The following is a 21766-nucleotide window of genomic DNA, read 5'->3' on the forward strand; positions in this document are numbered from 1 at the left end:
TGCCCATAAACCAAATACGCTAGACTGCCGGCCTATTTTGTTCAGGCCCCCTCGTCATGCCCGCAGAGCATGTTCCCAAGCCCTATACGCTTCTGGCCATCGACGATGATCCGCAATCGTTGATCGTGCTGTCGAAAACCCTGACCGCCGAATATGAAGTGCTGCTGGCAAAGAACAGCGAACGTGGCCTGGCCCTGGCTCGCAGTGCCAGCCCCGATCTGATCATTCTCGACATCCTGATGCCGGAGATGGATGGCTTCCAGGTGCTCAGCGAGCTCAAGAGTCACCCGGCGACTGCAGCCATTCCGGTGATTTTCCTGACCTCGCGCAACAGTGTCGAAGACGAACGCCTGGGGCTGCTGCTGGGCGCCGCCGATTACATCGCCAAGCCGATTTCGCCCCCTGTGGTACTGGCCCGGGTGGCAACGCAACTGGGCTACCGCAACAAACCCCTGCATGACCTGCAAGCGGTGGCCGGACCTTGCGCCGGCAGCGACATGCGCGACGGTTTTGTCAGTGCATTGACCCTGCAACTGGCCGGCAATCCGCAGATTCGCCTCCAGGCCCTGCTCGATACCCTGTCGATTCTGCTGCGCAGCAGCCCGAGCCGGCGCGACCCCGCGGCCTTGCGCAGCGCTGCCTGCCTGGCGCTGATGGGCCTCAATCAGCCGGGCAGCCGTATCGATCAGGCCCTGGGTCACAGCAGGCTGCTGATTGAAGAGATTCTCGCCCACGCCGAGCCGGAAGACCCGATCCTCAACCTTGCCTGGAAAATCACCCACGCCGATGTCTTGCTCAAGGGCCCTGGTGAGCTGCACACCTGCGAGCGGTTGTCCCTGTCGGCCCGTCTGTTCGCCCTGGCACTGAACTACCACCTGAGCCTGCTCCAGGCCAGCACCGAGGACCTCCACAGTCGGCATGCGCAAGCCATGGGCCAGATGTACCGCCAGCCCGGGTTCGAGCAGTGCATCGCCGGCGACCCGGAGCCGCTGTCGGCGGCCTTGCTGAGTTCGTCACAGAGCTTTTTCGGCCGGTGAATGGATGGTGAGCCTGGCCAATGCCTAACTTCGCAGATCTGGAGCTGTTCATTCTGATCGCCGAGCTGCAGGGCCTGTCCCCCGCCGCTCGCGTCATGTCGATCACCCCGGCTGCCGCCAGCCTGGGGCTCAAGCGCCTGGAAAACCGCCTCGGCGTGCGGCTGTTCACCCGCTCCACCCGCACCATGAAGCTCACCCCCGAAGGCGCACGCTACCTGGAAAGTGCCCAGCACGCCTTGAAGATCCTGGCCAACGGCAAGCGCTCGTTGCGCCACGATGACGGCATGCTGGAACTCACGGTGTCTTCCGACCTGGGCCGCAACCTGCTGCTGGACATGCTCGCCCGGCTCAAGCAGGAACGGCCGCGCATGTACATCAAGCTGGCGCTGAGCGACAAGGAAGAGGACCTGCTCAAGGGCCGCTTCGATGCCGCGTTGCGCTACGGCAAGAACCTGGCCCTGGATCTGGTCGAGCTACCGGTGCTCAAGCAGCATTACTTCATCGCCTGCGCCGCGCCCGATTACCTGGCCGAGCATGGCCAGCCCGAGTCGCCGGAACAGCTGAGCGAGCACGAATGCATCATCTGCCACAGCATTGGCCGCCCGGAGAGCCGCTGGCGTTTCCATGGGGCCGGCAAGGTCGAGGACGTGCCGGTGCAAGGGCATTTTTGCTGTGATGATGGCGATGCCGCACGGCGCTGGGCCGTGGCTGGCCATGGCGTGGTCAACCTGCCGCTGCTCAATGTCGTGGAGGACCTGCTCGCCGGTCGCCTGCTGCCGTTGCTGCCCGGTTGGCAGTCCGACGCGGCACCGCTGAATCTGGTGGTCTCGCACCGCTCGCAGATCACTTCGTCGTTGCGCGCCTTGCATCAATGCCTGGTCGAGCACTGCACCGACCGCATGGCCCGCTATCAGGCCCTGACCCAGGACACCCGCTAGCCCTGGAAGTCGACAAGCAGGTCATGGGCCTGCTGGAACTCCAATCGGTAGATCCGCTCTTGAATGGCCCGCAGAGGGTCACAGGGGTATTGCTCGTACAGTTCATCGATCAGCGCCAGGGCCTGGGCATTATGGCTGCGCAGCAGCTTGGCCAAGCGCTCCAGTGCCAACACCTGCTCAGGGTCCAGCCCCAGCTGCTGCGGTGCCAGATCCCCGTCGGCTGCCCCTGGCAGGGACGCCAGGCCGGCCAGCACCGGTTCCAGGCAACGCGCCAGCTGCTCGATCAGCGGCCCCAGCGCTGCCGGCCCGCCCGCCTGTTCCTCCAGTTGTCCAGCGGCCTCTTTGACCGCCGTGGCACCGATGTTCCCGGCGTTGCCCTGCAGGCTGTGGGCCAGAAAGCCGAGGGCGGCTAGGTCCCCTGCGGCATGGGCTTGCCACAAGCGTTCGATGACCTGCTGCTGGCTGTCACGAAAGTCGGCCAGGAGTTTGCGGTGCAGGGCCAGGTCCTGGTTCACCACCGCCAGCCCGCGCGCGGTGTCGATGCCTGCATAAGTCGAGTTCAAGACCCTTGTACCCGGAGGCGGCGGAACTTGCGCTACTGGCATGTCTGTCGCTTTGATCCAGCGCACCAGGGTCCGATAGAACGCCGCGACCTCCAGGGGCTTGCTCAGCAGATCGCTCATGCCAGCCGCCACCGCCCTGCCCTGCACATCGGCCTGGCTACTGGCGGTCACGGCAATGATCGGCAGCCACCGCAGGTGCGGATACCCGCGAATCTTGCGGGTCGTGGCGAAGCCGTCCATGACCGGCATCTGACAATCCATCAGCACAGCGTCAAAGCGCCCCTCCTCAAGCAACAGACGCAGGGCCTGCGCACCGTTCGCCGCCAGCACCACCTGGACCCCCACGCGCTGCAGCAGGCCCTGCAACACTTCCTGGTTGAGCCCGTTGTCCTCGACCACCAGCACCCGCGTCCCCGCCAGCCAGCGTACCGGGTCATTGATCGCGCCCTGCCCCGCTGCGGCACCAGTGGCTGGCGTGGTGCAGTTTTCCTCAAGTGGTAACGGCGACAGGCTCAACTGCACGCTGAACTTGAATGTTGCGCCCTGCCCTGGCTGGCTTTTCACCCAGATATCACCTTGCATCAGTTGCACGATTTTCTTCGAGATGGTCAGCCCCAGGCCGCTGCCGCCATAACGCCGGCTGATGGACCGGTCGGCCTGGACAAAGACATTGAACAAGCGGGCCTGCTGCTCGTCGCTGATGCCCACCCCGGTGTCGGTGACGCTGAAGCACAGCAGCGCCTGATGATCCCACTGGCGCACCAGGCACACACCGATACAGACATGGCCGACCTCGGTGAACTTGATCGCGTTGTCCACCAGGTTGGTCAGCACCTGGGCCAGACGCAGCGGATCACCCACATAACGGCGCGGCAGTGAAGCCGGAATATCCAGTTGCAGCCGCAGCGCCTTTTCTTCCGCGCGCTGGCGGACCAGCAGCAACACATCGTCCACCAGTTCCCGCAGGTCGAAGCCCACTTGCTCCATGCTCAGCTTGCCGGCTTCGATCTTCGACAGGTCGAGCACGCCGTTGATGGTGCCCACCAGGTGTTTGGCCGCACGGTCGATCTTTTCGATGTAGTCGCGCTGCACCGGCTCCAGTGGCAGGTCCAGTGCCAGGTGGGCCATGCCGATGATCGCGTTCAGCGGCGTGCGGATCTCATGGGACATGCAGTCGAGAAACTCCGACTTGGCCTGGGTCGCCCGCTCGGCATCCTGTCGTGACTGTTGGATTTGCGCTTCCACCGCCTTGCGCTCGCTGATGTCTTGCAGCACCCCGGTGACCCGCGTCGGTGCTCCACTGGCGTCGCGCTGCATGATCTTGCCGATGTCCAGCACCCACAGCCATTGCCCCTCTTTGTTGCGCATGCGGTACTCAGCGCGGTATTCGCCGACTTCATTGTTCAGGTGCGCCTTGAGCCGGGCCATGACCGGCTCGTAGTCGTCCGGATGCACCAGAGCGGTCCAGCGCTCCAGGCCATGGCCGAAAGCCTGTTCCATCTGCTGTTTGCTGTAGCCAAGAATCTGCAGCCAGACATCGTTGTTGATGACCGTCCCCAGGCTGAGGTTCCAGTCCCACAGGCCCAGGGCCCCGCTTTGCAGGGCCATGTCCAGGCGCTGTTCGCTCTGCTCGATCTGCGCCACGTCGCGCTTGTGCCGCCGGGCATCGGCCAGGCGCCGCAGGCCGCCCCACAGCAACAGCAAGAACACCAGGGCACTCAGCCCCTCGATCAGCAGCACCTGTTCCCCCGGCAACAGCGTATCCAGGTCGCCCAGGGTGATCAGGGTCCAGGGACCGCTCGGGTCATTCCAGTCGAAATCCACCCGGGACAGGCTATAGCGCCGGCCGTCCAGCTGGATCACCGACTGATGGGCATCGAAGGGCAAGCGTTCGGGCACCCCGTTGGCAAACCGATAGTCGCTGAACTGGCGGCGGATCTCCCCCGTGAACCGGTTCCAGGGCCAGGCGCGGTCGGACTTGAGGATAAAGGCCGGGGAACTGGCGGCCAGCACCACGCCGCTGGGGGACAGGATCATCTTCAGATCGTCGCTGTACGGCTTGCTCAGGCTGGCATCGAGCCTATCGGCATCAAAACGCGCCACCAGCACCCCGATCACCTTGTCCTGACGCGTACGCGACTCGAAGATCGGTACCGCCATGTAGAACATGCGAGTGCCGGTGGTGGCGCTGATGGCGCCGTAGACACTGCTGCCGCCATCGAGAGCCACCTTGAAGTAGGGGCGGAAGGCCACGTTCAGCCCCAGGGGCGTCTGCCCGTGCTGGTCATGGGCCGCTACCACCACCCCTTCCCGGTTGAGAACAAACGCATGGTTGGCTTCCACCACCAGGGACAGGGTCTTGAGGGGAATGGTGGCCCGCTCCATCAGGTCCGCAGAGGGTTCGGGCTCCAGGACAATGCGTTTGAGCGAGGGGTTGTGACGCCCGAGGATCGACAGTGCGCCAATGGCAAAACCGTTGGATTTCCATTGTTCCAGGTCCTGGGCCTGCTCCCGGGTCTGCATCTGGATGCTGGCCCGGTAGACGTCTTCGACCTGCACACGGTAGTAGTTGCCCAGCGCCCCTGCGGCGCCGCCCGCGATCATCACGCCCAGGGCATAACAGCAGCGCCTGTGACTGTCGAAGAAGTCCAATAACCCGTACAACCCTGTCCCCCTTTACCTGAAAAAAATCGGTGCCCGCCAACCCTTGTCCGAGGCATTGCCTGGCCCTGTCAGCGTTTTGCCAGCCGGCGTGGAAACTCCGGCGGCAGAAAATCGCGGTCCGGATCGTAGTCGGCCTTGAGGTAATCACAAAGCGCCTTGAGGTCCTGGGGCGACAATGTCCCCACCGCCTGCTTGAGCCGCAGGGTGTCGAGAATGTAGTCATAGCGGCTGTTGTTGTATTGGCGCACGGCGTTATAGAGCTGACGCTGCGCCTCCAGCACATCAACGATATTGCGGGTTCCGACCTGAAAGCCCATCTGCGAGGCCAGCACGGCGCCCTGGTTGGAGATGATCGACTGGCGCCGCGCCTGCACCTGATCGACACCACTGTTGAGACCGCGATGCAGGTTGCGGGTCTGCTCCACTACTTGACGCCGCAAGCCGTCGTTGAGGTACTCGCGCTGGTTCATCCGCTGGTGGGCTTCGCGCACCTGGGAGCGGGTCTGACCGCCACTGAACAGCGGAATGTTCAACTGCAGCCCGACGGTGCGCTGCTCGACATTGCCACCGTAGCCATTGCCTCGGATATCGCTGTTGCCGTAGCCCAGGGCGTCGTTGTCCCCGGTCTGGTAGCGCAGCACCGCGTCCAGGGTCGGCGCGTGCCCGGCCTTGCGCGCGCTCAGGGTCTGCTGCGTCGCCTCCAGGGCGAACTGGCTGGCCTGCAGGGTCAGGTTCTGGCGCACCGCCGTGTCCACCCAGCGCCGGGCGTCGTTGGGTTCGGGCAACAGCACCGGCATGTCGTGGCGCAGCCCCTGGACTGCCTGGTACTGCTGATGCGTCAGGGTGTCCAGAGCTTCGAAGGCATCGTCGGTCTGCTTCTGCGCCACGATGCGGTTGGCCCGCGCCGTGTCATGGCCGGCCTGGGCCTGCAGCACATCGGTGCGGTCCGACAGGCCCAGCTGCAAGCCCCGTTCGGCCAGTTGCTGCTGGCGCTTGAGCGCCGCTTCTTCGGCCTTGGCCGCCGCCAGGGCGTCCTGGGCCTTGAGCAGGCCGAAGTAGGCCTGGGCGCTGTCGAACATGAGTTTCTGCTCGGCGGCGGCCAGCTCCAGCTGGGCCTGCTGGTCTTCAGCTTGCGCGGCCTTGAGGGTGAACCAGCGATCGGCGCGGAATATCGGCTGGTTCAGCACCGCCTGATAACTGGTGCCACTGCGCCGGGTGTCCTGCCGCGGCTGCTGCAGGGAGGTGCTGGTGGCATTGAGATCGGCACTGGCGGACAGCGTGGGCAGCAGGCCGGCCCTGGCCTGGGGCACCGCCTCGGCGCGGGCCGCCTGATCGGCCTGGGCCGCCGCCAGCTCGCTGTTGTTCTGCCGGGCATCCAGGTACACCCGCCACAGGTCGCTGGGCAGTGCCTGGGGCCGCTGTTGTGGCACATGGGCTGGCGGATGCTGTGCCGAGTCTTGTGGCAGGTCTTGCCGATGCAATGGGGCCGCCTGCGCCAGGGGCGCCGCCAGCAGCGGGACGGCAAGCAGCCAGCCGGCAAGGGCTCGCTGCCGCGAATTCATGGGTTTGCTCATGGTTGGATCTAACACCGGGAAAAGAGGGCGCCGCAGACAGGAGGGGCTTTGCGCCCCTCCTGTGTTTCTCCTGCGAGGTCAGGTCAGTGAAGGCACCAGCACCGCCTGCGCGGCCTGATGGTTTTTCGGCAGCTGTTCGCGAGCACCGCCGGTGTCAGCGAAGGCCGCCATGGCCCCGCTGAGTTTTGCCAGGCTGGGGCCCCGGCCATCCGGAGCCGAGTCCAGCTCATCCGCCGCCGAGCTCAGAGCGTTCGTCGCCGGTAGCGTCTCGCGCTGGCTCCAGGCCAGTTCGAACACGCGGTCCCCGGCCGATCCACTCGGGCCAAAGCCCTTGAGCAGTTGCTCGACGCTGAGCATCGACGAGTCGCCTTTGAGCTCGATCAGCAAATGCCCATGGGCGGCCGCCTGGCTGCCCAGCACCTGGCGCAGCACCAGGGCGGTGCCATTGCCCGTGTCGGTCAGCTGCACGTCCTCGCCCCGACGGCTGACGAGGATATTCTTGCCATCGGCCACCGGCAGGATCACCCGATCCAGGGCCAGGCCCGGATCATCGTTGTCGATGACCACCGAGCGGTAATGCGCCCACATCGCCGGGCTGAAACGATAGGTGTCATCCCCGGCGCCGCCGTGCAGCACCACGCTGTCGACCCCGGCAATCAACGGCGGCGCCAGGTCATCCTGAGGAGCATTGCCGCTGGCTCCCTGAAGCAGCAGCGAGGAGCCGATGCGCTCGACATTTGCGTAATGGCCCAGCTGCAGCGCCTTGCCGTCCTTGACCTGATACAGCGCCTGCGCCGTCGGGCTGTAGACATAGGCCGAGTTCGGCGTCCCGGCAGCGACGCCGATAAAGCGCAAGTCGCTGCCACCCGGGATGCCGTTGCTGGCGAACATCTGCCCACTGGCAATATCGAACCAGCCGCGGGTGTCGCCGTCCTGCAAGCTCAACACGCCTTTGGCGCGCCACTGGCCAGCCACGGTTGCCAGGGCCTGGGGCAGATTGCCCAGATGTGCCTGCTGCCAGCCTTTGTCCACGGCCACCAGTTGCACATCGCCGTTGTTGCTGCGCAGCAGCACTTCGCCTTGCACCGTGGTCAGGCGCAACCCGGCATCGACCTGGACTGCCGAACGCAGCGGCTGCTTGGGCATCCAGTCAATGGCGGCCGGCAATTGCGCCGAGGCCTCAAGCACCTCGTCGTTGCCAAACGCGGTGGCCAGTGCTTGCGCTGTCAGCGGCGGCTGCAGATAGAGCTTGCCGCTCTCGGGCTCGAACAGCCGGGCACTGACGCTGGCACTGTCGAAGCCGAGAAACTGCAGCGGCTTGCCTTGCAGCGCGGACGATGCCACCACCACCTGACCGTTGTGGTACCACACCGGCAACGCACTCTTGCCGTCGGCGGCCTTGACCCCGAATACCGCCAGGGTGGCATTGCTGCCGGCGACCTCGGCGAGGTTTTTCCACCAGTTACTGTGGGCCTTGAGCCAATGCTCGTTGACCGCCTCATAGCTTAGCCGTCCCGTCGCCTCGATCCGGGCCATGCGCCCGTCGTTGGTCACGGCCAGCAGATGGCCATTGAGATTGAGCACATTGGCCAGGGGCGGCGTGCTCAGCCGCAAGGCGCTTGGCTGGCCGGCATCGAGCACCTTCTGCCCCGGCCCTTCCTGGCGGAACAGCACCTGCTGCGCCTTGCTGTAGAAATAAAACACTTCCTGGCCACCGGGCTGCGCCTGGCTGCCCGCCAACACCAGGTCGGCCGGAATCTGCCAGGCGCTTTGCGCCTGCCCCGGGGCATCGGCGCGCGGCGCCTGCCCGGCCGGTGGTGCCAGGTTCGGCTTGATCACGATGCCGTCGCTGCTGCGCACCCAGTAGCGGTGCGCGACTTTGGCGTTGTCCAGGCCAAACACCGTGATCAGCTCTGCCGCAGTCGGCTCCAGCACGGGCGCGCCCAGGCTGTACACCGGGGTGTCGCGCTGGGTGGCCTGAGTCTCGTAGCCCTTGAGCAGGGTATTGAGCAGGGTCTTGGCGTCCTTGCCATGCTGGCTGTTGCTTGCCGACAGTTGCAGCAACGACTCATCGCCGACCACCCCCACCAGCTCCATGCGGTCACCGAGGATACGGAAGCTCAGTTCGGCTTCCCGCTCCTTGAGCTGATAACGACGGGCCAGATACACCGCATCGCCCTCTTGCCAGAATCGGCTGATCTGGCCGGCGCTCTGGTTGAACGCAGGGGCGAACTGCGCATCGATCTTGCCGCTGGCAATATCGACCCGCCACGCGGCGGCGTTCTCGGCATCGACGAAGTAGGCATGCTCGCCGATGACCGCCCCCAACTGGGCGTTGCGCGCCTGTTGCACATCGGTGTCGGTGAATAGCATGCGGTCCTTGGCAACGTCGTAGTAAGCCCGACCGACATTGCGCTCACCGTGCTTGTAGTTCTCCACCACCACGTATTGGCCGTGCAACTGATGGGCCTGGGCCAGCTCCTTGAGGTGCTGTTCGATGCGCTGCCCGGACACCTGCCATTGGCTGGCGTCTTCCTTCACCACGTAGGTGGTCTGGCCGGCAAAATCGGCTGCCCGTACTTCGCCCTTGGCGTTGACCAGCAGCACCTGCCCGCTCTGGGCCGGATCGAGCCTGACCTTGACCCCACCCACCAGCAGGTGGTCCTTCGCCACGGTGATGCTGTCGCTCTCAAGCTGGCTGCTGTCGATGATCCAGCGTGACGGCTGACGACCGGCCTCGTTACTGAGCCTGACCTCGGTGCCTTCGTTGAGGCCGATCAGGTATTCGCCGCCTGCGCCCTGGATGTCGTAGCGCAGGTAGCCGTACAGCTCCTTGGGCAGTTGCGGCACCACCAATTGCCGGTTGTGCCCATCGAGCAGCACTTCTACCGGCGTCTCGACGTACTCCTGGTGAATCCGCCGGATCGTCTCCTCGCTCGGGAAGATGTAGAAGTCGTAGTCGAAGCGCCGGTCCTGCTCAAGCTTGCGAATCACATCGAAGCCCGTGTCATGCCGGGTGGTGGCTCCTGGCAGGATCATGTACTCGTAGCTGATGTAGGACTTGGGCGTGCCCGGCAGGATCACCGTCCTGCTGTCGCCGTGGTCGAGTCTGGGCGGCTTGGCGCCGTGGCCAATGCCGCTGCGCACTTCGATCGCCTGGGCGCGGTCGTGGATCATCCGCGGAAAGTCCCCGACCCAGAAGAAGTAGTTGATCGCCCCGGAACCGGTGGAGCCGTGGTGAGTGCGGTAAATGTATTGGCTGTCGAAACCTACCTCGTTCGAGCGCAGGTCGAGGCGCTTGACCACCGCCCCGGCCAGGGGCACCAGCACCTGCTGTTTCTCGTCATAACGGTAGCCGTTGCCTTGGTAGGCGTTGTCCAGGGTGTCGAAGTAACGTCCCACCGCCTTGGCATCTTCGGCCACCGCGCCAAAGGCCTGGGCCAGTGCCGTGAAGCCTACCGCCAGGCCACCGAGGATCACCCCCGCGCCGCCCAGCACCGCCGCCGTTGTCGAAGCGCCGATCAGCCCGGCACCGATACCCGCCGCGCCACTGACAAAACTCGCCGAATCGAACGCCAGCTGGGTGCCGAATACGGCTTTCTGCACATCGTTCTCGGCATGGGCCAGCTCATAGGCATCCAGGCCGACCATGGCCCCGCCAAACAGCACGCCTGCGCCCTCGTTGACCGTGTGCCCCAGGGTCGAGGCAAAGTCCTTGAGCGAGGACTCGGCGGCCAGGGCTTCGCCGCGCAACGCGGTTTGCACCAGTTGGGTGACCTTGGCCACATCTTGCAAGGTGCCATGGCCAATCTGCGCCAGGCCCAGGTAGCTATGGATCTTCAGGGCGGTGGCCAGGTCCGGTGAAACCACGCCTTGGGCCGCATCCTTGCGGTTCTTGTCGGCAAACCACTGGATCAGCGTCTGGACCGCAAAGCCCGCGTTCAGGCCGTCCACATGCGCCACTTCGCCGACACCGCCGCGGGGCCGGATCTGCCCATGTTCCAGGGTGAAGTGCTCGTTGAGCACGCTCATGTGCTCATCGACGAAACGACGGAATTCGACAAAGGTGCCATCGTCGGTGCTCAGCCAGCGGGTCTGATCGGGCTGGTCACGGTTGATGAACTGCACCCGATAGCCGCCCTCCGGCTGTGGCTCGGTGTTGGCGATGATCGGTATCCACTGGCTGCTCAACTGGTGCTCCCGGGCCAGCCGGGTGCTGGCGGCGTCGAAGCGCGCCCCCCATTGCTCGGCGTCGAACGTGGTCAGCGCTGCGCCCAGGCGCAGGTCCTGGCTGACGCGCTGCTGGGCACCCACCGCCTGCTCCACCTGGCGGCGTTGGCCGATGACACCGGCCAACTCCTCGGGACGGGACAGATCGGCAACGTTCAGCCCGCTGCCCACCGGCACCTCGGCCATCTTGTGGGTGTCGATCTCGATCAGGTTGAAGGCCGGCTGCGACTGGCTGCCGAACGAGCCGTAGTGCGCCGCCAGTTTTCGGCGCACCAGGTGCTGCTCCATGGCCTTGGCCAAGCCCTTGCTGGAGTCGAAAGCGAAGATCCCCACGTTCGGGTCATAGAAGTAGTAGCGACGGCCTTCGGGGCCCTGGGTACTGCCCACCATCATCGAGTGGTTCTGGGTGTTGAGGGCAAACATCGAGTCGCTGCTGCCGTTGGCCAGCCGGGCCACCACGTCGGACAACTGGAACTGCCCCAGCGCCTTGGAGGCCTGGACCGCGTCGACATTGGAATGCAGCCGGATCAGGCTGTTCTTGAGCAAGGTCGAGCTGCCCGCCTGGGGATCGGCCGAGGCCAGGAACAGCTTCTGCACCAGGCTGTTGACCCCCGCCTCGCCGCCCCTGGCCAGGGCGACGGCCATGGCCCTGACCAGCGGGTAGCAGCGGCCTCCGGAGCGGTCCCCCACCAGCGACAGGTAGAAGTCCTGGGGCGCCAACTGGCCGAAGACACTGCCGGCGCCCCGGAAGTCTTCACTGAGGGTCGCGGTCTGGCGCAGCACCTTGTCGATGTATTCGGCCTGGCTGGTTTCACTGATGCGAGCACTCAGGGCGCCACGCTGCCCAGGCGTGAGCTGGCCGTCGAGAAACAGTCGCTTCATCTCCAGGGCCGACTTCTTGTCGTCCAGCCCGGGGATCTTGATCTCGCGGAAATCCCGCACGCCGTCACTGAATGCCGTGCCCCGGGCCCCGCGCTGATAGGCCTCGGCAATGGCGTAGCGCTCGCCCACGCTGGTGCTGCGCTCATCGCCCCCGCCCTGGATCGCCGTGTCGTCGGTGCGCACCACCGCAGCGCTGCCCTGCTTGGCCTGGATCTGCTGCCAGAGCCAGGTCTTTTCCACCGAAGCGGCCTCACGCAACACCGGTTCGTACTGCGCCCGGTAGAAATCCTGGGTGAGGTTGAGCTGCTTGATCTGCTGGTCGATCAAGCTCTTGTCGCTGGCCCCGCGCCGCTGCTCCTGGAGTTGATAACGCTGGTTGCCGAGCTGTTCGATGTCGGCGCTGACCTTGGCCTGGACCGCATCGCGCAGCCGATTCCAGGCGGCAATGGCCGGGTGCTCGGGAGAAAAGTCGCCGCCGCTGTAGACGCCATCGGCCACCCCTTCGGTGGCCACGCCGAACTGGGTCGCCACCTTCTTCAGGTTCTGGTGCACCTGTTCGCGGTACTCGGCGAACTGGGTCCGGTTGCGTTCCTGCACCTGGCTGTCGGCGGTCTGGATGGAAAGAGGCTCTGCACCCTCGCGCAACTTCGGCCAGACCATCTGCCCTTCGCGCTGGTACTCCTGGCGCTGGAACACCAACTGCCACTGGCCGTCGACGACCTGCATGTACGCCGCAGCCAGGCCCTCGGCGGTGCCGGCCACTTGGTAGTCCTTGTAGTCGACCGCCATCACCACGTTGTCGTACAGCAGCGAACTGTTGACCCGACCGTCGTGATAGACCCGATAGGTAGTGGCGTCCAGGCTGGTCACCACCAGCGAGCAGCCCGACAAGGTGCCGGTAAAGAGGAAGCTGCCCGCGCGCGCCTGCTTGGGAATGTCCACATAGGCCGGCGCGGCGTTGGCCTGGTTCGGCCCGTTGTAGCCGAGGAAATACGCCGGCACGCTGTCCGGGCTCCCGCTCACGGAGTTGGCGCTGTGCTCGGTGTATTCGAGCTCATACAGCCTGGGCGCGACTTCCACCAACTGCACGTTGCCCTGGGCCGGCAAGCGCCCCTCCTTGACCAGGGCCTCGGCACTGAGGGTGTGGGTCTGGGCGAACTGCACCGGGTCGGCGGCAAACTGGTGAATGTCGGCGCTGCCCTGGCGCGGTTCGAAGCCGGCTCCGAGCGATGCCAGCCCGGTCTTGAGTTGCAGGTCCTTGGCGGCCTGCCCCAACAGCGCGGGCAGCGGCCCCAGGTCGGTGAAGCGCGGTGGATGGAACTCCTCGCTCGGCGCCAGGCCTTGATTGACGACGGGCAGGACCCGGGCCATCACGGCGTCGTACAGCTCCCCATGCAAAGCCTCCCGGCGCCCTTCGGCACGGTAGCGGTCGAAGGTCTGCAGCAGGTCCTTGCCGATGCTGTCCGGCCCCTGGGGTTCATAACGGGCGGCGACATACAGGGTTTCGAAGAACGAGTGGTAGCCGTTGCGGATCATGAAGGCCGCGTTGGCCATCTGGAACTGCCAGTACTGCTTGACGCTCGGCGCGCTACCGAACAGTTCCGGCAAGGCATTGCTGACGGTCTGGGTGGTCCCGGAAATGCCCCCCACGAACGGGGTGTCCAGGTCGTTCATGTAGCGTGTGGCTTCATTGTTCGGATCGGGGCGGAACTGGCTGTAGCTGCGGTACTTGTCGTCCTGGATCAGCAGCGCGGCATCGGTCCGGGCCTGCTCCGGGTGGGTATTGAGGATCAGGTAGGGGTCGGGCTGGTTCAGCCGGTTGTTGATCATGACCTTGTCGGCGCCGTTTTTTGGCGTCAGCGCGGCATGGGCATTGACCGGCACCGCGGCCTTGGAAAAACTGTCGGCCACGGGGCGCAGGGCATGGAACAACGCCTGCTTGCGCAGGCTGCGGCCCTGGTCGCCGGACAACAGCGCCTCGACCGTCGGCCGCAACGCGACGTCGGCCGGCGCCAGGCCCCGGGGGCCGCTCAACAACAGGTTCAGCAACTTGCTGTCCAGGCCGCGCTCCACCGCCACCTGATCGAAAACATGCACCTTCGGGTTGCCTGGATGCTGCCCGGCGTTGGCGCTGGCCACTCGCTGTGTTTCCACCTCGATCGCCTGGGCACGCCACTGTTCATACAGCGGTGCCAGCAGCAATTTGGCCTGGGCAATGTCGCTCTGCAGATAACCACCTTGCAGGACTTTGCTCAGCGCCTGGTTCTTCACCAGGTTCTGCCCCAGGCCGAACAGCAGCTCATCGTTGTCGTGGCTTTGCCAGACCGACGCGGCGAAGGCCTGTTCCCACAGCACCTTGTTCAGGTTGTTGCCCTTGATATCCCGCAGGCTCGGGCGGCTGTGTTGCGCCAGCAGCACCCCGGCCGGGGTGATGTGGTTGCGTTCGAGCAGGCGCGTCAGCTGTTGCACGAAGGTGGCGCGCTCGCTGCTGCCTTCGAACAGCCGGCTGGCCTTGAAGCCCTCGCCGCGCAGTTGTTCCAGGCGCTCGAAAAACGCCGCGTTGTATTGGTACAAAGCCTCGGTCTGGGCCTTGCTCAGGTGGCTGCTGCTGACCTTGTCGCCCTCGACGGTCATCACGGCAAAAGGCGTCGCCGAACGGTAAGCGTCACCCTGGGGCATTTCCAGCAGGTACTGGTGCTCGGCAAAGCCGACCGAGCGCTCCAGCTCATGAATATTGACGAACAGGCCGTCGCGGTCCGGGTGGTAGCTGTTCTGCCGATAGTCTTCGACGCCCAGGGTCTGGAAGCTGGTGATGTCCGCGTTCTGGTTGATCAGTTCGCTCAAGGCGCCGGCCAGGGGCACTTCGCGGGTCACGCTGGTGCCGGGCGACTGGCCCGAGACCTGGATGCCGACCTGGTTGGGCACTTTGCGATCGACACCGGTCAACAGCAGCTTGCGGCCATTGCTCAGCACCTGGGCCTTGAACCCTTCGCGCAGGGAGCTTTCCGACACCAGGTGGTTGGCGAAGTACTGCTCGACGAACCCGGTCTTGACCAGCACCGAGCGAATCGGTGCATAGGTCGGCGAGCGCATGGACGGTGGCTCGCTCTTGAGCCGGTACTGTTGCTGCCAGGCCAGGGAACGGGCGGCGGTGCCAAAGGAGAAATTCAGCACGCCGTCGGTGGGCACCACCAGCCGGCCGTGCTCCAGGTAGAAATCCTTGAAGCGGCCATCGGTGCTGGCATTGACCAGCGCCACGTTCATGCGGATGTAGCCCGGGCGCTCCTCCATCATCAGCAGTGAAAGGTTCACCGGCAGCTCGTCGGAGGCCCGGGGTGCCTTGGCCAGTGCGTCCAGGCTCGCGGCCTGCTGCTGCGGGGCGGCCTTGAGCCAGGCGTTGTAGCGGGTACTCACCTCCTTGTAGGCCTGCAGCTCGGAGAACAGGGTCACGTAGGTCTGGCTGAAGGTGGAGTCGGCCACCTGCAGGCTCAGGTGCTTCTCCAGGCGGTTGATCCGGCCCTTGAGCTCTTTCTGCTTGGCCGGCGCATCGGCTTGCAGGACCTCGGCCTTGGCGCCACCGGGACTGAGCAGCCGCAGGGCCTTGCTCCAGGTGCGGTCATAGTGGCTGATCGCCGTGTCCTGACGGCTGTACAACAGGATGTCACGGTCCAGTTGCTGCTTGTAGGCAATGGTGGCCGGCGTGTCGGCGATGGCCTTCATTTCTTTGCGGCGTTGTTGCAGCACCTGCAACTGGTCGCCCACCGAGACCGGGTTGTCCTGCATCTGGTAGTGCTGGGCGGCCAGCACGCTCAGGGTGCTCTGCTGCATTTCCAGCAGGCGCTCGCCGACCTGGCCGATGTACGCGGCACGCTCGTCGGCGCTCATGTTGAACCATTCGGTTTGCCGCCCTGCCGTCTTGATCTGTTGGTCGATCAGGGAATTGAGCAGGCGCGTGAAGTCCTTGGACATAAAAGCCATTGCAATGATCCTTTGTCTGTTTTGAGCCAAGCCCTGCGTCTCGCGAAGGGCTGCCTATGGGTATGGAACTGCGGGGTGGGGAGACATGACGGGTGGGCGAGTCCTCCTGCCGTCGGTGGGGTCAATCCTTCATCTGCAGCGCCCACTGCCGGGCATACAACCCGTCCAGGGCGAGCAGCTGTTGGTGTGTGCCTTGTTCGAGCACCCGGCCCTGATCGATGACCAGAATCCGGTCCGCATGGCGCAGGGTATTGAGGCGATGGGCGACGCTGATCACCGTGCGGCCGCGGACGATGCCCTGCAGGTTGGCCATCACCGCCGCTTCCGACTCGTAGTCCAGGGCGCTGGTGGCTTCGTCCAGCAACAGGATGCCGGGGTTGGTCAACAGGGCCCGGGCCAGGGCAATGCGTTGACGCTGGCCGCCGGAGAGCTGGCCGCCACGCTCGCCCACCTCGGTCTCGTAGCCCTGGGCCAGGGCCTCGATAAAGGACGCCGCCCCGGCCAGACTGGCGGCCTGCCGCACCTCGGCGTCGCTGGCTTGAGGCCGGCACAGGCGGATGTTCTCGGCAACGCTGCCGGCGAACAGCACGCTTTCCTGGAGCACCACGCTCATGTTGCGACGCAGGGCCACCGGGTCGGCGATGGCCAAGTCGATGCCGTCCACCAGCACCCGGCCGTGCTGGGGCACATAGAGGCGCTGCAGCAGGCGGGTCAGGGTCGATTTGCCGGAACCGGAAGGCCCGGTGATGCCGACGAACTCGCCCGGCTGGATCTCCAGATCCAGCTGGCGCAGCACCTCCTGGCCGTCTTCCTCGTAGCGAAAGCGCACCCCCTGGAAGCTCACCCCGCCTTGCAAAGCCGGCACCGAGGCCAGGCCGCCGCTGCCGCTTTCACAGTCGCTGTCGAGAATGTCCCCCAGGCGGCGCAGGGAAATCAGCGTGTGCTGGAAGTCCTGCCAGACCTGGGCCAGGCGCAGGATCGGCTCCACCACATGCCCGGCCAGCATGTTGAAGGCCACCAGTTGGCCGGGGCTCAACTGGCCATCCAGCACCAGCATCACGCCCCACCACAGCAACAGCGCTGCGGTCAGCTTCTGGATCAGGCCGATGCCCTGCCCGGCCCAGATCCCGACGATGCGGGTGTGGAACGCCGCACGCACATAAGCCGCCAGCTGGCGCTGCCACTGCTGCTGGAAGGCGCTTTCGATGGCCCCGGTCTTGATGGTCTCGATGCCGGTCACGGTCTCGGTGAGAAACGCCGTGTTGGCCGCATTCAACTCGTATTCGCGCAAGGCCCGGCTGCGCAGCAAGGGGCCCACACACAGCCAGAAGAGGAAATACAGGGCCAGGGAGCCCACCACCACCCAGGTCAGCAGCGGTGCGTAGCTGTACATCACGGCGATGAACAAGCCGCAGAACGCCAGGTCCAGCACCAGGGTCAAGGCCGAGCCGGTAAGAAACTGGCGGATCTGTTGCATCTCACCGACCCGGGCGATGATCTCGCCGCTCTGACGCCGCTGGAAATAACCCAGCGGCAACTGGATCAGATGCTGGTAGAGGCGCGCGGACAGCTCGGCGTTGATCTTGCTCGCCACATTGCTGAACAGCCAGGACCGCAAGAGGCCGAACAAGGGCTCGAACAGCGCCAGGGCCAGCATGGCGATCCCCAGCACTTGCAGGCTCGACAGGCCGCGACTGACCAGGACCCGGTCGATGATGTTCTCGAACAGCAGCGGCGTGACCAGCGCTACGCCTTGCAGCATCAGCGACACCAGCAGCACGCTGCGAAACTGGCGCCCATGCTTGAGGATCGACGGCAGGAACCAGGAGACGCCGAAACCACCCGTCTTCAGCTGCACATGCCGCTCGGCCAGCAGCAACACCTCTCCCTGTCCCTGATCATGGCCTTGCCAGAGCGTCGCCAGCTCCTGGCGCGACAGGGTCTGGCATTGCCCCTGCAGCGGCCAGAACACCCGGACCCGGTCGCCCTCCACCGCGTCCAGCACCGCCCAGCCCCGCGTGGTGTCCAGCAGCGCCGGCAGCGGCAGGTGATGCAAGCGCTGCACCCGGCTCTGCACTGCCCGTGCGCGCAGGCCGATCCAGCCGGCGCAGCGCCGCAGGTCAAGGCTGTCGGCCGGACCTTCAACCCGCCCCAGGCGGTGAGTCAGTTGCGCCACGCTGATGCTCAGGTCGAAGCGCCGGGCGGCCCAGGCCAGGGCGTGCAGGCCGGTGTCGAGCATTGTCGGTGAGGGTTCAGAAGCGGCATCGAAAGCGCGGGTCATGCTCAACGCTCCCGCAACGCTTCGGACTGATACTCGCGAATCGGGCTCAGCAGGTAATTGATCACCCGCCGCTCGCCGGTGCGAATCTCGCCGGTCACGCTCATCCCCGCCTGCAAGGGCATCCAGCCCTGCCCCGCGGCAATGGCCGCACGCTCCAGGCGAATCCGCGTGGGGAACACCAGCCCCAGCTGTTCGTCCTTGATGGCGTCACCGGAGACATGGGCCACGGTGCCGCGCAAGGTGCCGTAGCGGGTATAGGGAAACGCATCCACCTTGATCTCCACGGGCTGGCCGGCCCTGACGAAACCGACGTCCTTGTTCAGCACCATGACCTCGGCATCCAGCTCGGCCCCCTCGGGCACGATCACCAGTAACTGCTGCGCCGCTTGCACGGCGCCGCCCAGGGTATGCACCGCCAGTTGCTGGACCACACCGTCCACCGGCGCCAGCAGGGTTTGCAGGCGCTGCCGGTCGCGGCCACGGATCAGTTGCTGCTCAAGCACGGCGATCTCCTGTTGGCTGCGGTTGAGCAATTCATGCTGTTCGCGCTGGGTCCTGGCCAGGAAGCTGTCGCGCTGCTCCCGACGGTTCTGCGCCTGGGCCTTGAGCACCTGCAGTTCGGCCTGCTGCTGGGCCAGTGAACGCTCGACGTCCAGTTGCTCCTTTTCCTGCTCAAGCAATTCCACCAGGGGCATCAGCTGTTCGGCGGCCATCGCCCGGCGTGCATGGAGCCGTTTGCGCACATTGCTGGCCAGCTTGCCCAGGGCGCTGATCTCGCTGCCCCGGGCCCTTTGATTGGCCTGATTGATGGCGATTTCGGCGTTGAGGCTGTCCAGGTTGGCGCTGATTTCCTTCCAGGTACTGAGCAGTTGCTCCCGGGCCGCCGCGGCTTGCTGTGCATCCAGGCCAGCAGGCGTCTGGTAGCTGTGCAAGGGGTCCGGGGTCAGCAGTGCACGGGCACGGGCCAATTCCAGACGCTTGAAATCCAGTTGCGTGCGCAACTCGCTCAACTCGGCGTCGATGCCGATCGGGTTCAGCGCCACCAGCACCTCGCCGGCCTTGACCCGCTGCCCGTCACGCACATGGATGGCGCGAACTTCACCCGCCTCGTGCGCCTGAATCACCTTGGTGTAGCTGGAGACCATGAGGCGCCCGGCGGCACTGGCATGAATGTCGAGAAAGCCGAGGATCGCCCAGCCCAGGGCCAGCAGGATCGCCAGGATCAGCAGCAGTGCCGTGCCACGTGCCCAGGGCGCGGGTGGCCGCTCGACAATTTCCAGGTAGCCGGGTTGGAACTCGTATTCGTCGCGGCTGCGCTTGAGCAGCGTCCGCGCGTCACCCAGGCGCTGCCAGGCGCGGCGCCAGCGAGACAACAGTGCACCGGACCTCATGACGCCTCCTTGCACAGCGCCTGTTGCAGCGCCCACAGGCGCGAGTAGCAACCGCCGTTGGCCAAGAGTTGCTGGTGGCTGCCGGATTCACTGATGCGCCCCTGTTCCAGAGCGATGATGCGTTGGCAATGCCGTACCGCAGACAGGCGATGGGCAATGATGATCACCGTGCGTCCCTGGGCGATGCTCGCCATGTTGTCCTGGATCAGCGCCTGGGATTCGTCATCCAGGGCGCTGGTGGCTTCGTCGAAAATCAGGATGCGCGGGTCGCCCATCAGTGCCCGGGCTATGGCGATGCGTTGCCGCTGGCCGCCGGACAAGGAGCTGCCGGCTTCGGCCAGCACCGTGTCGTAGCCCAGGGGCAGGCGCAGGATGAAATCATGGGCACCGGCCAGGCGCGCCGCGGCGATCACGCTTTCCAGGGAGGCGGTGGGATGGCGCAGGGCGATGTTGTGGCGCACGCTGCGGTTGAACAGGTAGTTTTCCTGGAGCACCACGCCAATCTGGCTGCGCAACCAGGCCGGCTGCAACTGATCCAGGGGCAAGCCGTCGATCAGGATGCGCCCGCCATCAGGGGTGTAGAGTTTCTGCAGCAAGCGGGTCAGCGTGCTCTTGCCGGACCCGGACGGCCCGACGATGCCCAGGGTCTGCCCCGCGGCGATCTGCAAGTCCAGGCCGCGCAGCACCCACTCAAGTTCCGGGCGGTAGCGGAACACCAACTGTTCGATGCGCACTTCGCCACGCAACGCCTGCGCCGGGCGCAGATCCCCCTCGGCCTGCTCCACCGGCAGGTTGAGCATGTCGCCCAGCTTGTCCACCGACACCCGCACCCGGACGAACTGCTGCCAGACTTCGATCAACTTGGCCACGGGCTGGCTGACGTGGGACAGCATCATGTTGAAGGCAATCAACTGGCCGATGCTCATTTGCAGGTCGATGACCCGGCTAGCGCCCCAGCAGATCACCGCCACCGCGGTGACTTTCTGCAACAGCATCACGGTCTGGCTGATGGCGCTGCCCAGGGTCTGGCTGGCAAACCCGGCCTCGACCATCTGCGCCGTCTGCGACTCCCAGCGACGCTGCATGCGCGGCTCCACCGCCAGGCTCTTGATGGTTTCGCTGCTGCTGACGCTTTCGTTGAGAAAGGCGGTGTTGCGCGCAGCACTGTAGAACTGGCGCTCGATGCGCTTCTCCAGCGGGCCGTTGCTGAACCAGGCCAGCAGCGCATACAGGGGCAGGGTCAGCAGCACCAGCAGGGTCAACGGCCAGGAAATCCAGGCCATGACCGCAAAAAACACCAGGGTGAAGGCCACATCGACACACAGGGTCAGCAGCGAGCCGGTGAGGAACTCGCGGATGCTGTCCAGTTCCTGGACCCGGGTGATGATCGCCCCCACCTGGCGTTGCTTGAAGTACAGCAGCGGCAGGCCCAGCAGATGGCGCAAGAGCTTGACCCCAAGGCCAATGTCGATGCGATTGGCGGTGTGCGCCGCCAGGTATTCGCGCAAGCCCTTGAGCAGCACCTCGAACAGGCCCACCACCACCAGGGTCATCACCAGCACGTCGAGGGTCGACAGCGCCCGGTGCACCATGACCTTGTCCATCACCGCCTGGAAGAACAACGGCGTCGCCAGGGCCAGCACCTGCAGCAACAGCGAGCACAGCAGCACTTCGCCCAGTATCCGCCGATGGCGCAGCAGCTCCGGTACGAACCAGGACAGATCGAAGCGCAAACCGCTCTGGCGCAGGCGAATCACCTCCCCGCTCCACTGCTCGGCCAACTGCTGGCGATCGAGCATGTCCGGGGTCGGCATTGAAGGTCGCTGCACCAGCGCCTGGGTGTCCGAGAGCCGCGCCAGCAACATGAATTCGCCGCTCTGGTTGCGCCAGGCAAGGGGCAGCATCTTCGGGGTCAGTCGGGTCAGCGCCAGGCGTTCCAGGCGCAGATCGACACCGGCGTTGCGTGCGTAGTCCCTGACCGCCTGGCGCAGGTCCCGCGAAGGGTCAGGGTCCAGGGATTGCGGGGCCGCGGCTTGCGGTACGCGTTCCTGGGCCAGTTGCAGCAGCAGATGGCAGCAGGCCAAGGCTGAGTGAACGGCCGTATCGGCCGCGGATGATGGGGCAGACAGCGCCGTCATAGCGGAACATCCGCTGAGGACAGGCTGCGGGTTGTTGCAGTATTGACTGGCATAGACCGCTCGTTGCTTGCTCCAGGGAGCATGGAGGCA

Annotated in this window: 8 protein-coding genes; 2 read left to right on the forward strand and 6 right to left on the reverse strand. The window is 65.3% G+C overall.

The genetic code is table 11. The features are described 5' to 3' along the window. The first annotated feature begins 56 nt into the window (after positions 1-56). Both AC1RL5_RS04270 and AC1RL5_RS04275 read left to right on the forward strand, forming a co-directional pair. Positions 57-1037: a response regulator gene (locus AC1RL5_RS04270; RefSeq protein ID WP_492588895.1), complete on the forward strand. Its 981-nt coding sequence runs from the start codon at positions 57-59 to the stop codon at positions 1035-1037. 20 nt (positions 1038-1057) lie between these two features. Then, entirely contained in the window at positions 1058-1975 is a 918-nt protein-coding gene (locus AC1RL5_RS04275) for a LysR family transcriptional regulator (RefSeq protein WP_015635601.1), read from the forward strand. Here AC1RL5_RS04275 and AC1RL5_RS04280 read toward each other — a convergent pair. The 6 genes from AC1RL5_RS04280 to AC1RL5_RS04305 form a co-directional block, all read right to left on the reverse strand. After that, on the reverse strand, positions 1972-5142 hold the full coding sequence (locus AC1RL5_RS04280; RefSeq protein ID WP_207239458.1) for an ATP-binding protein: 3171 nt from the start codon (positions 5140-5142) through the stop codon (positions 1972-1974). The genes AC1RL5_RS04275 and AC1RL5_RS04280 overlap by 4 nt on opposite strands. A 128-nt stretch (positions 5143-5270) precedes the next feature. Beyond that, positions 5271-6776 (reverse strand): TolC family outer membrane protein, encoded by a 1506-nt coding sequence (locus AC1RL5_RS04285; protein ID WP_123397374.1) that lies wholly within the window; start codon positions 6774-6776, stop codon positions 5271-5273. 78 nt (positions 6777-6854) lie between these two features. Next, positions 6855-15866 (reverse strand): TcdA/TcdB pore-forming domain-containing protein, encoded by a 9012-nt coding sequence (locus AC1RL5_RS04290; RefSeq protein ID WP_492588893.1) that lies wholly within the window; start codon positions 15864-15866, stop codon positions 6855-6857. Positions 15867-15987: 121 nt separating this feature from the next. Next, positions 15988-18147, reverse strand: a complete 2160-nt coding sequence (locus AC1RL5_RS04295) for a type I secretion system permease/ATPase (protein WP_492588891.1) — start codon at positions 18145-18147, stop codon at positions 15988-15990. 2 nt (positions 18148-18149) lie between these two features. Next, positions 18150-19538 (reverse strand): HlyD family type I secretion periplasmic adaptor subunit, encoded by a 1389-nt coding sequence (locus AC1RL5_RS04300; protein WP_072450350.1) that lies wholly within the window; start codon positions 19536-19538, stop codon positions 18150-18152. Next, positions 19535-21676, reverse strand: coding sequence for a type I secretion system permease/ATPase (locus AC1RL5_RS04305; protein WP_072450352.1), 2142 nt, complete (start codon positions 21674-21676; stop codon positions 19535-19537). The genes AC1RL5_RS04300 and AC1RL5_RS04305 overlap by 4 nt, the downstream gene beginning before the upstream one ends. Positions 21677-21766 lie beyond the last annotated feature (90 nt).

It is taken from the genome of Pseudomonas sp. GW822-FHT06D10, assembly GCF_058799535.1.

What these genes read in the sequence shown, in the direction of transcription:
- AC1RL5_RS04300 (WP_072450350.1), bottom strand. Translation starts at nt 19,538, where the DNA reads ATGAGGTCCGGTGCACTGTTGTCTCGCTGGCGCCGCGCCTGGCAGCGC.
- AC1RL5_RS04305 (WP_072450352.1), bottom strand. Translation starts at nt 21,676, where the DNA reads ATGACGGCGCTGTCTGCCCCATCATCCGCGGCCGATACGGCCGTTCAC.
- AC1RL5_RS04270 (WP_492588895.1), top strand. Translation starts at nt 57, where the DNA reads ATGCCCGCAGAGCATGTTCCCAAGCCCTATACGCTTCTGGCCATCGAC.
- AC1RL5_RS04290 (WP_492588893.1), bottom strand. Translation starts at nt 15,866, where the DNA reads ATGGCTTTTATGTCCAAGGACTTCACGCGCCTGCTCAATTCCCTGATC.
- AC1RL5_RS04280 (WP_207239458.1), bottom strand. Translation starts at nt 5,142, where the DNA reads ATGATCGCGGGCGGCGCCGCAGGGGCGCTGGGCAACTACTACCGTGTG.
- AC1RL5_RS04295 (WP_492588891.1), bottom strand. Translation starts at nt 18,147, where the DNA reads ATGACCCGCGCTTTCGATGCCGCTTCTGAACCCTCACCGACAATGCTC.
- AC1RL5_RS04275 (WP_015635601.1), top strand. Translation starts at nt 1,058, where the DNA reads ATGCCTAACTTCGCAGATCTGGAGCTGTTCATTCTGATCGCCGAGCTG.
- AC1RL5_RS04285 (WP_123397374.1), bottom strand. Translation starts at nt 6,776, where the DNA reads ATGAGCAAACCCATGAATTCGCGGCAGCGAGCCCTTGCCGGCTGGCTG.